Genomic DNA, 15281 nt, shown 5'->3' on the forward strand with positions numbered 1-15281 from the left:
TTATCTCAAGGAAGAACAATCGCTTATGTCAGCATCTCATTCGGCCAGTTCTACAAAAGGTTCGACGCTTGATCGCGTATTACAAGTCATCGCGGTTGTTGCTCGTAGTCGTGGTCAGTTAGATAGAGAGGCTGTCGCAGAGCAGCTATCAATGCCGATTGCTTCCGCAAACAAGCTTATCAATCAGTTAGTTTCTTCAGGTCACCTGCAGGAAAACATTGTCGGTCGACTGATTGCAGGTCCTTCACTTCAATCTCTTTCGCACGATATTCTAAAAAGCCAACGTTTTTCGAAGCAGCGCGGTGAAGTTTTGCAGCGTCTAGCGGACAAGATAGGCGAGACGTGTGGTATTTCTGTCCCCAACGGGATTGAGATGACCTATTTTGAGCGTGTTAATTGTAATTGGCCGCTACAGATTAACTTAGCCGAAGGGAGTCCGGTTCCTATTGCAGCTTCAGCGTCAGGCAAACTATACCTTGCGAGCTTAGAACAATCGATTCTCGAAAACGTAGTGCAGAATATGGGGTTGCGTGAGTACACCCCTAAAACCATTACGCACGAAGGTTTGTTTCTTGAAGAGTTGAAACGAATACGTGAACAAGGGTTCGGTGAAGACAACGAAGAGTTTGTTGATGGTATGGTTGCTGTGTCCGTTCCAATCGGTAGTGATGATTTTATTTTTGGTTATCTGTTTTGCCATGCGCCAAGTTTTCGTACTCCTATCGAAGTGCTGAAAACCTACTTGCCAGAAATGCAGGCAGCGGCGAAAGAGATTCACGAATTTACTTTGTCAGAGCTCGCTTAGCCAAACTGCTGTTTCATATCTTGATAGACGGTTTCCAAGCTGCGCTGCGCTGAACGTAGGATTGGTAAAAAGCTCTCTAGATCGGCAACATCCTTACGACTTTTTGGACAGTGACAGAAAAGTGCAGCCATAAAGTTTCCATCGTGATCGTAGAGCGGTAGTGAAATCGCAACCATTCCGTCAATAAATTCTTCATTATCAACGCTATAGCCTCTGCGCTGGATCTGCGAGAGCTCTTTTTTTAATGACTGCTTGTCAGTAATCGTATTTTTGGCACATTGAGTAAGCTCTATTTTACTAAGAACACGGCGCAATTGAGGCGGTGTTAGTGTACTTAAATAGAGTTTGCCACTTGCTGACGCCCATAGTGGAGTAGGGAAGCCGACAGGAATAACAATTTGCAGTGGCCAGTTAGTTTGAATGCGATCGTAATACACCATATGAGGCATTGGATCATCATTGGCTAACGCTAAACCACAGGTTTCTTCGAGCTTATTTGCTAAGCCATGAAGAATCGCTTGTCTTTGCAGCTTATGTTGATTGGTCCACTTTACATCAAGTGCAATGGAAAGCATTTGCGAACCGGGATAAAAGTGACCACGTTCGTCGGGTTGAATGTATTTGGCTTCTTCCAACTGCTGGAGCAGACGGTGGCAGGTAGGCTTTGGAATTCCGGTGTCAAAGATAATATCGGACGCAGGAAGAGGGCTCTTCGCTTCACCAATTTTTTCAATAATGCTGATCAATCGATCAACTGAGTTAGTTTTATCCGACACCTTTGATTCCTTTTAAAAGCTCACCCTAAATTTAGCCAATTGACCACGAAATGGGTGGAAACAGCTTTTATAATCCCAAACTCTTCAACTAGTTTCAACTGGTTAACTCTGTTCTCTCCTTTACGGCTGGGATCAAAGACTCAGCCTTGACCTTGTGTTCTGGTGTGCCTTTAGTCGGAGATTCGAGGATAAATAATTGGCCTGAGAGTGGGTAAAGCTGTTGCTCATAAGTCGTTAATTCATAGCTCGCTGTGGTAACGAACAAGGTCGCGTAATCATCTCCACCGAAAGTACAGCGCGTCGCGTGTTTTACGGGTAAGCTAATTTGCCCTAATTTCTCGCCTTTGCCTATTTCAAAGCTAGATGGGCGATAATAGGAGATACCACCATTATCCCAATGACAAATATAGAGGTTGCCTGCTTGGTCAACACTCAGACCATCAGGGAAACCTTGTTTGTCGCTAAACTCGACAAATACGCGTTTGTCCAAGATTCGCGTCATGCTTTCATCAAGTTGGTACTCGTAGACTTTTCTCTGGAACATATTTGAGCAGTAAGCTCGCTTGAGTTCGGTGTTAAAGGCGATGCCGTTTGCGACGCTAAAACCGTCGTCGAGCGCGGTAATTTGCTGCTCGCTGAGTTTAAACAACGTGCCGTCAGCAGACTCTAAGTGCTGACAGTTCATTGAACCAAACCATAACTCTCCGCTTGGAGCAGCAACAGCATCATTCAAGTGGAGATGAGCGGCGTTAGCACAAGGATCCCCGATTGGCGTAAAGTGATCAAAGCGTGGTGTGCTATAAAACAAACCCTGCTTACTGGCGAATATCCAATAATTATTATCGCACGGGACAACGGCGGTCACCTCGAAAGGGAGGTGATAGTGGTGAATCTTCTTAGCATTGGTGCTGTATTCAAATACCTCTTTGCCTGCAGCTTCTACCCAAACCAAGGATTGTGTGTTTGAATTCCAGATTGGAGACTCGCCAATCACGGTTTTTACTTCTTCAACGGTATACATTTATAGATCCTATATTGATACTTATTGTATCAATATAGGATCTATTTTTGATGGTGTAGGTTTAATGCTTCAGAATGTGAGATGGACCAAAAATCATGCCTCACTTAATGCCAATCAGGACAATTAACGGAGCATTTATTTGTTCCGATGCGCCTAGTAAGCAAAGCTCAGAATTAGCCAAGATAAATGGCTTGATAGTCGATGGTTTCTAAACTTAATGTGAATCGACTAAGCCCGATTTTCTCACTGCGATTGTATTCATTAATAGAGTGATCGAATCCATACGCTGTGGCAGGCGCCATATACTGGGTAACGCCTTGCCTTGTTTCAACGATGCCATCGTGGCCATGGCCGCAAATAACGTCTTTTACCTGATGCTTGCGTAAAAGTGCCATGAGTTGCGTGTCGTTTTCTAAGCGAATAGCTTGCATCCAATCCGCACCAACTGGGAGCACAGGGTGGTGGATAACCACAATAGGGTTGCTTGTCTTTCGAATTTGTTTTCTAAGCTTGGCTAGGCCACGGTTATCTATGCGGCCCGAACCAAGCGGATGTTGAGCATCTATCGGCTTATAGCTTGAGTCGAGGAATAAGACATCTCGACCATGAATCTTAGCTTTATCGGCAACTTGAATGACTGAACCTTTAAGTTCTTTCCTCATCAGTTGAGAGTCATCATGATTCCCTGCGATGGCAAAAATCGTTTTATTGGTGACATACTGAGTAACAAAGGCGACGAGCTTAGTGTAGTCTCCGGGCTTTGGGTTACAGCAAATATCGCCGGTGAGAAGTAGTGTGTCACAGTCGGTATCTTGCTCTGCATGAACCAGAGCTTGTTTTAGGTTCTCATAGCTTGATTCATCGCTCAGGTGACAATCACTAATTTGATAGACGGTTTTCATTATTTTTTAACTAGCCAATTTATTTTAATACGTTGTTTAAATAATCGAGTAATGCCCGAACTTTAGGTGTTGCGCCTCTGTGACTAGGGTATAGCGCATAAAGGGTCACAGGCTTGAATTTCCAATCGGGTAGGACGTTAATTAGCTTACCATTTTCTTCAAACTCTTTAGCCATATAATCGGGTAGTTCTGTGATGCCGAGTCCGTGAGGAACAAGGTCTAATAGCGTAAATCAGAAAAGCCCCACTAGAAAGTGGGGCAGGAGTCAAAACGTGTTTTGACTACGGGGGGTCTAGTCCTTTAAGAACCGACTTTAAGCTGTGGCAGCGTTTGTACTTTTGATACGCTCACGTGCGCCGAGTACCAAGGTTAGGCCAAATGCAACAGCGAATGAAATAGCCATACCCGCCACGTAGTAACCTAGTTTATCTGGCACAATCGAAATAACACCTGGTAGTCCAGCTGCTCCTAAAGCTTGTGCTTTAACATTGAATAGAGTGATAAAGGCACTTGATGCGGCTGCACCGATAACGGCTGCGATAAATGGGTAACGAAGTTTAAGGTTTACACCAAACATTGCTGGCTCGGTAATACCAAGTAAGGCCGTTACACCAGATGGCATAGCAATTCCTTTTAGCTTGGTATCTTTAGTGGTAAAACCAACCGCAAGCGCAGAAGCCCCTTGTGCGATGTTTGACATAGCGGCAATTGGGAAAATAAAAGTACCGCCAGTCACTGCGATGTCAGCGAGTAACTGTGTTTCAATGGCAATAAAGCTGTGGTGCATACCGGTAATAACAAATGGTGCGTAAATGAAGCCGAATAGCGCGCCACCTATGAAGCCTGCAGAATCGTATAACCAGTTTAGGCCGTCACCAAGTAGAAAACCGATATCACGAGTGATAGGACCAACAAGCGTAAACGTTAAGAAACCTGTAATGAAAATGGCGAGCATAGGAGTCAGCAGGTTATCCAATACTGAAGGGATAACTTTACGCAGGCCGTTTTCTACTTTGGCTAGAATGTATGCAGAGACAAGAACGGGAAGAACTGAACCTTGGTAACCCACTTTTTGGATTTCAAAACCGAAGATGTTCCAAGTCGGGATAGTCCCCGCAACGCTGGCTCCACCGAATCCCCAGCCGTTAAGCAGATCTGGGTGGACCATCAACATACCTAACGCAGCTCCCAAGAATGGGTTGCCACCGAATTTTTTGCTGGCAGAGAAAGCAAGAAGTACTGGCAAGTAGACAAAAGGCGCGTTAGCAAAGGTGTTAATCATACTTGCAAGATCAGCGAGTCCAGGATTTGCATCAATCAAGGATTGTCCGTCGATAAACAGTCCTTTCGCTGTGAGCAAGTTAAAGATACCCATCAACAGACCACCCGCAACAATGGCTGGAATGATAGGAACGAAGATATCAGACAAGCCTTTTACCGCGCGTTGCACAATGTTTTGTTTTTCTGCTCCGGCGCTTGCGACGTCATTGGTTGACATCTCAATCATGCCAGTAAGTTTTGCCATTTCTGCATGGACTTGGTTAACAATTCCAGAACCAAAAATGATCTGATATTGACCAGCAACTTTAAATTGGCCTTTTACCCCGTCAAGGTTAGCGATAGCCTCTTCATCAATGATTGAGTCATCTTTTAGCGCTAAACGCAGGCGTGTTGCACAGTGGGCGAGCGCTTGAAGGTTATCTTTGCCTCCAAGAAGCTCCAGCAGCTCTTTTGCAATAATTGGATAGTTCATTCCAAACCCCGGTTGTTATCTTCTACTTATCTAGTTAATAGTTCAAAAAGGTGTTGAATACTTTTTGGGAACGTTTGCAAAGCCGATTCTTTGCGATCAATGGAAATGAGTCAAAACATATTGGGGCTTTATGTGAGATAGATCTGCTAAAATATTTTGCTAAACCGATTGGGCAAGGTGGAAATTGCTTTGAAATCTGGTACTTTTTGCAAACAATCCCAATAACTTATTATGAGAGCCCTCAATGGCAAGCTTACATGACGTCGCAGAACTGGCTGGAGTCTCTAAATCGACCGTATCTCGAGTGATCAACAACGAATATGGCGTAAAAGAGGCCACTAAGGTTAAAGTGATGAAAGCGGTAGAAGAGGTTGGCTATGTGGTCAATCAGGTGGCGAAAGATCTGAAATCACAGAAAACCAACTTAGTTGGTGTGATTGTACCTCGTGTTTCTTCACATGCGACTGCGCAAGGGATTGACGGTTTAAGCCGAGTGTTTGAAAAAGCAGGTAAACATGTCCTATTGGCGAGTGCTCAATTGTCTGGTGAAAAAGAAATTGAATATATTCAGTTGTTTAACCAGAAACGTGTCGAAGGGATTGTGCTTTATGCTACGCATATCGACAACGAATTAGTTAAAGCAATAAGTCAGTCTAAAGCGCCCGTTGTGCTCGTTGGACAAGATGGTTCATTGTTTAATATCCCGAGCGTTGTCCATGACGATCTCCGAGTTGGTTTTGAAGCGGGGAATCGACTGCTTGCGGCGGGTTGCAAGCAAATTGGTTTTATTGGTGTTCCTGATTCTGATGTAGCTGTCGACAAACTACGCTCAGATGGCTTAACGCAAGCGTTAGCGATGAATGACCAACAATTGCTCTTCCATTGCCACGGAGAGTTTAGCATTGAATCAGGCTACGCGAACATGAAGCAAATTGTTGCCAGTTACCCAAGCGTGGATGGCGTGTTTTGTGCCACTGACCGTATTGCTGTCGGAGCAATAAAAGCGCTCCAAGAGGCAGGAATTGAAGTGGGTAAACAAATCAAAGTTCTTGGAGTCGGCAATGACGAGCTGGGATACATCAACTCGCCAAGTTTATCTACCTTTAACTATGCTTTTGATAAGGCTGGGGAAAATGGTGCAAAAATGTTGCTGGAGCTAATTGACGGAAAGCCACAAGTGATGAGTAAACTCGTGTTAACGTTCCAAAATATTGAGCGAGAAACCTGCTAGCCAGAACAGATTCTCTTTAAGAAAAAGCCTGAGCTATCAGGCTTTTTTTGTGCTCTTGATCACGACAATAGCGGCCAAACAGCACGACATCTCTTGTACTTTCTAATCTGATAATGTAGTTTTGCAAACGTTCCCAATTTTTAGGTAATTTTTGATGTCTGTTGAACACTATCTCACCCTTTGTGGTGGCAAAAACAATGTTACTCGGGTTTTAGTTCCTAATGATGAGCTGATTTTAGCGGTTGCTGATGTTTCGTTAGTGGCTGACAGCCATCTTATCGTAGGTGTTAGGGACATACTGGGGGAATCTCAGGTGGTGTTTAAGCGTACTCAGTCATTTGATAGTGAAGCCCTGCTAAAAGTAGGCCGATACATCGCAGAAAACCAACGTGCAGCACTCGCACCAAGGTTAGCACCGACTGCATGCCCGCATCGACCGAATTGGCATGTCTCTCCGCCTCAAGGTCTGCTTAACGACCCAAATGGTTTTGTCTTCCACAATGGTGAGTATCACCTTTTTTACCAATGGTATCCGCACGCTTGCGTGCATAAAGACAAGTACTGGGCGCATCTCTCAAGCGCTGATTTGGTCAACTGGCAGTGGCAATCTACTGCGTTGACACCTTCAGATTGGTTTGACTCTCATGGAGTGTTTTCTGGTCATGCACTTAGCCATGACAACCAATTGATGCTGTTCTATACGGGTAATACTCGAATTGGTGAGCAACGCGATCGTCATACAACCCAGTGTTTAGCGATATCGAATGACGGTTATCACTTTATCAAGCATGGTCCAGTGATCGATTGCCTTCCTGAAGGTGTCACCCCGCATATTAGAGATCCTAAAATTGTACGTTACGGTGAAGAGTGGGTGATGTTGCTTGGAGCACAAACCACCGATCTGCAAGGGCGCTTAGCGATTTACACTTCAGATAACCTAAAAGACTGGAAATTCAAAGGGCTGTATGGAGAAGAGTTGGGTGACTTTGGTTACATGTGGGAGTGTCCAGATCTATTTACGATTGCAGACCATACCTATGCCGTGATTGGGCCTCAGGGCATTGAGTCGTTTTCTAAGCATAATACCATCCCACATCACAACGGCATTGCTCGTGCGAAATTGAGTCACAAAAAAGGTATCGAGTTATCTGACTTTACACATCTTGACTACGGCTTTGATTTTTACGCCCCTCAAACCTTGTTAACTGCCGATGGAAGGCGGGTTATGTGTGGTTGGATGGGACTACCCGATGAAGTTGATCAGCCTTCTTCGGATAATGGTTGGGTACACCAACTAACCGCGATGCGTGAATTGATAGTGAAAGATGGGAAACTGAATCAGTGGCCAATCAAAGAGATTGACCAGCTCGCGCAAGCTGAGCAGTCTATTGAACTTACGGCAGAGCGTTATGATTTAGAAACGAAGTCATTTGATTTAAGTGTTTCTCTAGAGTGGGGGAGTGAGTTGCGTCTATTTGAAAATGATGAGCACGCTCTGGTACTTAAAGCTGATTCAGATAATCAACGTTTAGTCATGGACCGCTCGAAAACACTTAACCGAGCACCGGATACGATTCGTGAACTGCCACTGTTATCGGACAGAATTGATCTACGTATTTTGGCTGACAACTCTTCAATTGAAGTGTTTGTTAACGGTGGGCAAGCGGTGATGACATCACGAGTGTTTACAGCGGAAAACGCAACTGGGATATCAATTAAAGGCACGTCACTTGATGCAAGATACAGACGTCTAAATGCGAGCAATGCGCCTTTCTGTTCAAACTAAAATTGCTGGTCTCTGACAAAAAAAAGGCCCCGAGTACAGTTCTCGGGGCCTTCGTTTATCTGCTCGTTCTCATATTATACCAATCGGGATAAATAGCTGATCAGATAATTGCGCAGGAAAAATCGCTTAGAGCAAGGCATAGATTGCAGCTAGCTAGTTGACCTACCTACAAAAGCTATAACGCTGCTATCAGCGATTTTAACCAGCAAGAATGACCAGAAATTTATTCTGGTTGGTATTACATCTAGATATACTCTAACAATGCTTGTTGAGTTGGTAACGCGGTCATAGCACCCTTTTGAGTCGTAGCTAAAGCACCACAACCGTTCGCCCATTGAACTGCAGCCTCAATATTTGAACTGTTCGCCCAGTCACTGTGTTGCGACAGTTTGGCTAACAAACCACCTACGAACGCATCGCCCGCGCCCGTCGTGTCGACTGGCTTAACGGTTTGACCTGAGAGCAAACGTTGCTCACCTTCGAAGACGACAAGCGCACCTTTTGCACCTTGAGTGACAAGAACCAATGAGTTGCTATCGTTTTCAATGGCTTTTAATCCATCTTCAAGCGAAGTGGTGTTGGTCAGAAACATCAGTTCATCATCAGAAAATTTTACTACGTCAGCAAGCGCAATCGCTTGTTTGACCACGGGTTTGAGTTCGTCTGGCTGTGCCCACACTTCTTCACGTAGGTTTGGATCAAAGCTGACAAATCCACCAACGGCTTTGATTTGGCGCATCGCTTTAAGAGTGCTGCTGCGGCTCGGTTCGTTAGCCAATGCAATGGAGCACACGTGTAGCCATTCGCCTGCCTTAAACTGAGGAATGTCACTTTCAGCTAAAAACTGATCGGCACTGGGTTTAACCATAAAGGTAAAGCTGCGCTCGCCGCTGTCATCTAGGTCGACGATCACTGTCGAAGTGCGATGTGCGTCATCAAGCAGCATAAACTCAGTATTTACTTGTTCATCAGCGAGTGTGTTCTTCATAAATCTGCCAAGGGGATCTTGACCAACACGACCAAAGAATGCGCTTTTTCCACCGAGTCTAGCGATCGCTACCGCTACGTTGGCTGGCGCGCCACCTGGACATTTTAAGTAGGTTGATTCGGTATCCGGAATTAGGTCAACGACGGCGTCGCCTGTCACCCAAACTCTGTTCATAGTTGTCACCTCAAATATCTCAATAACGATGCTCCAATTATAGAGCTAAAACGTTTTAGCTAATAGCTAAATCGAGTTATAATGAATGCTAAGAGAGTGAATTGTGATCCTATCCGATCTTTTAGATGCCACTAGGATCGACAAAGCGATAAGACGTGCAAACAGTTAGCTATATTGCTTGATGCCAGTAGAATAGGTTGGGGCACGCCACTCTTAGACGACGAGCATTAACAGGTAAAGAATGACAACGAAAAAGCTTAAGCTAGCCGATATTGCTGAATTGGCAGGTGTTTCAAAATCGACCGTAAGTTTTGTGCTCAATGGTCATGCTAAAAAACACCGCATAAATGAAGAAACAGTAAAGAAAGTAGAAGCTATCGCTGTGGCAAACAACTATTCGCCAAGCATTTATGCGCGGGCGTTGAAGTCTAAGCAGACCTATACTGCAGGGCTTGTCATTCCTGATTTGGCCAACATGGGTTTTGCTTCCATCGCAAAACGACTGGAGGTGCTTTGTCGTAGCGAAGGTTACCAACTGTTAATCGCATCATCAGACGATGATCCAGAAATGGAAAAGCAGGCGATTCAAAGCTTGGTCGACAGGCAGGTCGATGTGTTATTGATTGCGACGTCTCAAACTAGTGAGAACGACTTACAGCCACTGAAACAGACGACGCCTGTTATCCTTTTTGACCGAGTATTTGAAGACAGCGTCTTTACCAATATTAAAACGGACGCTGCTAGCGCGACTCAAGAGGTCGTTGCGAACTTAGTGAAATGCCTTGATGAGTGTTTTTATATCGGTGGGCAACTGGATCTCTCACCGAGTAGGGAGCGCTTTTCTGGTTACCAAGCAGGATTACAGCAGGCCGGAATCAAATTTCGAGAAGAGTTTGTTTTTCACCAAGACTATCAGCCTAGCTCTGGTTACGAGATGATGGCCAAAGTGGTCGAGCAAAATGGCCGAGTACCAAAAGCTGTATTTACCGCCTCATATTCGTTGCTTGAGGGCGTACTACGTTATTTGACTGAAAAGAATTTACTTATGTCTGATGTTCGTATCGCAACCTTTGATAACTACGATATTTTAGATTGCCTGCCAATTAAAATAGATTCAGTAGAACAAGATTGTGACTTGATTGCACAAGCTTTATTTGAATCAGGAAAGGCTCTGTTAAATGAGCCCAATCGACAACCCGAACAGTTAGTGTTTCCGGCTAAGATCCATTATCGACGCTAAGTAAGGTCTTCTATGCAGATCTTTACCTTGCCAAAACGAGCTAAGGTTTCTCTTTCGTCACTCTGATACCAACAAGCTGGCATTGCGTTTTGCAGGCCAGCTTTTTTAAGCTCTTGGAGTTCTTGCTTCGAGACGGTCGCATAGTGAAGCAAGCTATCAAGAATACGCCTTAGGGAGTTTGGTGTTAGCTCTCCATCCCGCCAGTAACGCTTGATTTCACCAATGACCACCGCCGGTGGGACAACTGGCTCCAGTGCAGAGTCTTGAATATTTTGAACACTAGTTGATCGCGGAGCCTTAGCACGAGCGGTTTCCCAATCGGGCTTGTTTTTGCTCGTGACGAAGCCTTCTCGATAACAGTAATAGCTAAACAGAAAGCGCTCTATTTGTGGCCAACGTTCTGCTTTCACTTCCAAGTAGATGTGTTCAAATTCAATGTCTAGATCGGTCATGACTTGATGTTTCGCTTAACAGTGCATGATGGTAGCGAGAGTCTACGCTTAGCCCATTGCTACAGCAAGAGAATCTGTATTGCGCTGCTTCTTGATTGCCATGAGCAGTTGGGCTAATAGCAATACACCGGTAACTCCTAAACCTATCCCTATACCGCCCCAGATGCCCGCAAGTTCGAAGTGCGGCATTAACAGCCACGCCGCTGGAAGACCAAACACCCAATATCCAATCGCTGTCATGATGGTTGGGCCCATAACAATCTTCATTCCGCGTAGAAGGTTAATAGCCAGCAGTTGCCATGCGTCAACGATGAATGACAACGCAACAACCCAAAGTACCATCGCTAGCAAGTGCGTGAGTTCACCATCAAGGTTAAACATACCTGCGATAAGCTCTGGCCAAAGCATAAAGCCCCCCGCGAGAATGATACTGAGCACTGTTGTAATACCAAAGCTACGAAGGGCGGTGCGCTTAATGCCATCGTAGTTTTCTGCGCCGAAGTCTTGGCCAACAAGAATGGCGGCAGCCTGAGAGAAACCAAAGTTAATGTTCCATGTAAAGCTCAAACATTGCAGAAGGATCTGATGTAAGGCTAAGGCTGCGATACTGATGGTGCCAGCCATGAGAGTGCCGCCGTAAATCAGGCCGTGTTCTAGTAATGCAGCTAAAGCGATCGGTAATCCCATTGCCAGTAACGGAGTCAGCAAGGATAGCGAGTACTCATCCTTGTTAAGCCAAGGAGCAAAAGAGGCATACTCTGGGCGTTTAAATACCCATACGGCGTATCCAATCATGACAATGAATGCAGCAAGTGCTGTGCCTGCGCCTAAGCCAGCGAGCCCTAAGTCCATAGTGAAGGCAAGAACGTAGCTGATTGGGACGTTTAACGCGACGGTCAGTAATGACATCACCATAATCGAACGCACGTTGCCAAAAGCACTGGTTAAGCCGCGCAGTACGAGAAGGAGTAGGGAAGGCAGCATTGCCCATTTCAATGTATCGACATATTGCATTGCAGGCGCAGCGAGTTCACTCGGCTGATTGGCGATCGCAAGTAACTGAGGAACAAACATGAAGCTGATGCTAAGCACTAGGCTTAGAATCACCGATAGCAGTACCGCCCCTTTAACGGCGAGTCTGATTTGTTGGTTGCCAAACTCTGGACGAGCAATTCTCTGGCCGTAGGCAATGGCAATTAAGTTTGCGACGCAGCCCACTGTACTGCTCGCCACGATAAATACGAATGAGTAGATTGAAGCCCCTAAACCTCCCGCTGCAATAGCAGATACACTTAATCGCGACATCATCCAAACATCAGTAAGTACTAATGCCATAGAGATCATTTGCGAGATAATAAGTGGTATAGCGAGAGAGAGAATTTTTTTCATTGGGAGCCTCGTGATCATTATCACATAAAGGTAAGGGTTATCAGACTGGCGTTCAAATGACATTTATGCCACTCTGTCATGAGTTCAGATCATACGAGAGTTATATGAGCCCTTATTCCAGCCTTCCTTATTCGCACAATGGATTAAAAGTGTTTGAGGCAGTGGCGCGCCTGATGAGTTTTACCAAAGCTGCAGATGAGCTAAACGTTACGCAAAGTGCTGTTAGTAGACAGATAAAACAACTTGAAGATGAGTTGCACGCATCGCTGTTAAATCGCAAACATCGCAGTATCGAATTGACCGCTCAAGGGAAAGACTTGTATGAAGTACTGAGGCAAAATTTCCATAACCTAGAGTCATTAATCGCGCAATGGAAGGCTCCGGCTAAAAAGCGCATCGTGATCAAAAGTGCATTGAGTTATGCCACGCGTGTTTTGATGCCCAATGTCGCTATGCTCAATGAGAGATACCCCGAGCATGAGATAGTTATCATCCCATCTATCGAAGAAGATCCCGTGCTCGAATCAGAAGATTGCGATCTCTTGATCATCAACACTCGGCAAAAAGAAAGATACCTAGGTAAACAAGGTGTGACTTTCTTGCGTGCCGAGTACATGGCGCCAGTTTATGCCGAACTGTTGTCAGATAAGAGTATTCAGATTGAAGATGTGCTCAAGCTTCCTCATTTGCATGCCACGCTTGATCATCAGGACTGGAAACTATGGATTGCTAATGCGGATCTTAAAGGGAAAAAGCTCGGTCGAGACACGGTATTTTTTAGTTTAGATCTGGCGCTGAGTGCCTGTCTGTCTGGGCAGGGTGTCACCGTAACCGATTTGCTATTGGTATTACCTGAGCTCAAACGAAAGTTCCTTAAATGTCCTGAAGCCATTGCTTTACAGCATAGTGATTGGCAATACTATTGCTATCAGAAAAACCATACTCCTATTGCCAATGAGATTTTGGATTGGTTGGTGTCCCAAACCGAATCGGAAGTGGCTGAACTTAAACAATTATGCACAAAGTTCAGTTGGAGTACTGTCAAAGTCGACCTCTAGTAATTCTAAATGAAATTATGCAAAAACTGCATATTTTTCAAATAATTATTCTTAATTAAAATTGTCATTAATGTGACGAGAAGAAGAAAATTCTCATCGAATGGTCAGTACACTCAGTCGAAAACATTCTCATTGAATGACAATAAAAACCCTGCAAATACAACTGACGTGAACTTAGGTTCTATCTCGTTTCATATGCGGAGAATTAAGATGAAAACATGGTCTGTATCCTTTTTAGCAACTGCTGTAGCTGTCGCGTTAAGTGGTAATGCGATAGCTTGTACTGGTCTTATCGTCGGCAAAGGGGCGTCTAGCGATGGCAGTATAATGATTGCGCGTAACGAAGACTTTGGTATCAATAACTGGAACAAATACCTAGAGTATCGACCAGCACAAGACAACCCAGAAGGAGATTGGACACTTGGCAATGGTTTAGTTGTTCCTATGCCGAAGCACTTTTATGCGTACTCAGCGATACCAGACTGGGATGCGAAAACCGTCGACAGTGATGGCAAGTTCTATGAAGAGCGCGGCATCAATGAGCATAACGTCGCCATCTCCGCGACAACGAGTGCAGAAATCAACGACAAAGTCGCTAAGGTTGATCCTCTAGTCGACAACGGTGTGATCGAAGCGATTATTCCTACCTTAATTCTTCCGCAAGCTGAAAACGCCAAACAGGCCGTAGAGCTACTGGGCCAATACATCGAAACCTATGGGGCGGGAGAGGGCAATAGCCTCTACATTGCAGACATCAACGAAGCTTGGTTGTTTGAAATTGGTTCTGGTCACCATTGGATTGCGGTAAAAGTGCCGGATGACAGCTATGCGATGATTGCCAATGGCTTACGCGTGCATGGCGTGAATCTCGCGAGCAAAGATGTTTTGCATTCGAAAGGCATGTTTGAGTTTGTGGAACAGCATAAGCTTCTCGATAAAGCAGACAAAAAGTCGTTCAACTTTGCCAAAGCTTTCGGTGTGATAGGGGATGAGTACAATATTGACCGCGAATGGTTGGGGCAGAAAATGTTGACTCCATCTAAGTACCAACAAAGTCGACTTGCACAGTATCCGCTGTTTATGAAGCCTGACGAGAAAATATCGGTGAAAGATGTCGCGGAAGTCTTGAGTGCAACTTATGACGGAACGGCTCTAGAAGGCAAAGCGAAGCGACCAATTCGTGTAGAGCGTCAGCTAGAGTCGCACGTTATTCAATTACGTCCTAACATGCCAGATGAACTTCAAGGCGTGATTTGGCAAAGCTTTGGCGTGTTGCCAGAGTCGGTGTTAGTACCGCTGTACTCCACATTGCAACAATACCCTAAGGCTTTCCAAGTTGGTGATGACACCTATAGTGATGATTCTGCTTATTGGCAGTTCCGCAGCTTAACGGCATTGGCTTCTGCTAATCCAGATAAATATTTGCCGATCTTAAAAGCGACGTGGGATGAAGAAGAAACCCAACTCTACAAGCAAGTGAAGCATTTAGATAAAACGCTGACGGGCATGTATAAAGCCGACAAACAGGCAGCCTTAAATATGGCCGCAGATTACTCATATGGTCAGCTTAAACGCACGTTAAGTATGGCAACTGAGCTTAGATATAAGATGATGACAGACTTAACTAAGAGTACAGAGAAGAAGTACTCCGAAGAAGAGTTTAAGAAAATCATGAGCCTTTAAGCTCTAATAAAGAAAAAACGGAG

General features: G+C 44.8%; 14 protein-coding genes. 6 read left to right on the plus strand and 8 right to left on the minus strand.

Annotated elements, in window-relative coordinates; translation table 11 throughout:
- The first annotated feature begins 25 nt into the window (after positions 1–25).
- A complete protein-coding gene (locus IX91_RS06315) occupies positions 26–805 on the plus strand; it encodes an IclR family transcriptional regulator (protein WP_004743419.1) in 780 nt (259 codons plus the stop codon).
- Here the strand turns inward: IX91_RS06315 and IX91_RS06320 are convergent.
- The 5 genes from IX91_RS06320 to IX91_RS06335 form a co-directional block, all read right to left on the minus strand.
- Entirely contained in the window at positions 802–1581 is a 780-nt protein-coding gene (locus IX91_RS06320) for an IclR family transcriptional regulator (protein ID WP_004743420.1), read from the minus strand. The genes IX91_RS06315 and IX91_RS06320 overlap by 4 nt on opposite strands.
- 94 nt (positions 1582–1675) lie before the next feature.
- Complete coding sequence (locus tag IX91_RS06325) at positions 1676–2602, minus strand: SMP-30/gluconolactonase/LRE family protein (protein ID WP_004743421.1); 927 nt, start codon at positions 2600–2602, stop codon at positions 1676–1678.
- A 173-nt stretch (positions 2603–2775) separates the two neighbouring features.
- Positions 2776–3504, minus strand: a complete 729-nt coding sequence (locus IX91_RS06330; RefSeq protein ID WP_004743422.1) for a metallophosphoesterase family protein — start codon at positions 3502–3504, stop codon at positions 2776–2778.
- Positions 3505–3523: 19 nt separating this feature from the next.
- Complete coding sequence (locus IX91_RS25760; RefSeq protein ID WP_236642862.1) at positions 3524–3679, minus strand: type 2 periplasmic-binding domain-containing protein; 156 nt, start codon at positions 3677–3679, stop codon at positions 3524–3526.
- A 138-nt stretch (positions 3680–3817) separates the two neighbouring features.
- Positions 3818–5257 carry a sucrose-specific PTS transporter subunit IIBC gene (locus tag IX91_RS06335; protein ID WP_004743423.1) on the minus strand — a complete coding sequence of 480 codons (1440 nt, stop codon included), beginning with the start codon at positions 5255–5257 and terminating at the stop codon, positions 3818–3820.
- Between the two features lie 244 nt (positions 5258–5501).
- On the opposite strand from IX91_RS06335, the gene IX91_RS06340 reads away from it, so the two are divergent.
- Entirely contained in the window at positions 5502–6488 is a 987-nt protein-coding gene (locus IX91_RS06340) for a LacI family DNA-binding transcriptional regulator (RefSeq protein ID WP_004743424.1), read from the plus strand.
- Between the two features lie 154 nt (positions 6489–6642).
- Positions 6643–8274, plus strand: coding sequence for a glycoside hydrolase family 32 protein (locus tag IX91_RS06345; protein WP_004743425.1), 1632 nt, complete (start codon positions 6643–6645; stop codon positions 8272–8274).
- 244 nt (positions 8275–8518) lie between these two features.
- Here IX91_RS06345 and IX91_RS06350 read toward each other — a convergent pair whose 3' ends face one another.
- The gene (locus IX91_RS06350) at positions 8519–9436 is read right to left on the minus strand and encodes an aminoimidazole riboside kinase (RefSeq protein ID WP_004743426.1); all 918 of its coding nucleotides are present in this window, start codon (positions 9434–9436) and stop codon (positions 8519–8521) included.
- A gap of 241 nt (positions 9437–9677) precedes the next feature.
- On the opposite strand from IX91_RS06350, the gene IX91_RS06355 reads away from it, so the two are divergent.
- Positions 9678–10676 carry a substrate-binding domain-containing protein gene (locus IX91_RS06355; protein ID WP_004743427.1) on the plus strand — a complete coding sequence of 333 codons (999 nt, stop codon included), beginning with the start codon at positions 9678–9680 and terminating at the stop codon, positions 10674–10676.
- Here IX91_RS06355 and IX91_RS06360 read toward each other — a convergent pair.
- Together IX91_RS06360 and IX91_RS06365 are read right to left on the minus strand one after the other, a co-directional pair.
- The gene (locus tag IX91_RS06360; protein ID WP_004743428.1) at positions 10673–11128 is read right to left on the minus strand and encodes a hypothetical protein; all 456 of its coding nucleotides are present in this window, start codon (positions 11126–11128) and stop codon (positions 10673–10675) included. The genes IX91_RS06355 and IX91_RS06360 overlap by 4 nt on opposite strands.
- A gap of 48 nt (positions 11129–11176) precedes the next feature.
- Positions 11177–12517: an MATE family efflux transporter gene (locus IX91_RS06365; RefSeq protein ID WP_038197365.1), complete on the minus strand. Its 1341-nt coding sequence runs from the start codon at positions 12515–12517 to the stop codon at positions 11177–11179.
- Between the two features lie 104 nt (positions 12518–12621).
- Here IX91_RS06365 and IX91_RS06370 point away from each other — a divergent pair, with 104 nt between their 5' ends.
- Both IX91_RS06370 and IX91_RS06375 read left to right on the plus strand, forming a co-directional pair.
- The gene (locus IX91_RS06370) at positions 12622–13575 is read left to right on the plus strand and encodes a LysR family transcriptional regulator (protein ID WP_071881261.1); all 954 of its coding nucleotides are present in this window, start codon (positions 12622–12624) and stop codon (positions 13573–13575) included.
- 210 nt (positions 13576–13785) lie between these two features.
- A complete protein-coding gene (locus IX91_RS06375; RefSeq protein ID WP_004743431.1) occupies positions 13786–15258 on the plus strand; it encodes a C69 family dipeptidase in 1473 nt (490 codons plus the stop codon).
- Positions 15259–15281: the final 23 nt, after the last annotated feature.

Source organism: Vibrio tubiashii ATCC 19109, from assembly GCF_000772105.1.
Lineage (GTDB): Bacteria > Pseudomonadota > Gammaproteobacteria > Enterobacterales > Vibrionaceae > Vibrio > Vibrio tubiashii.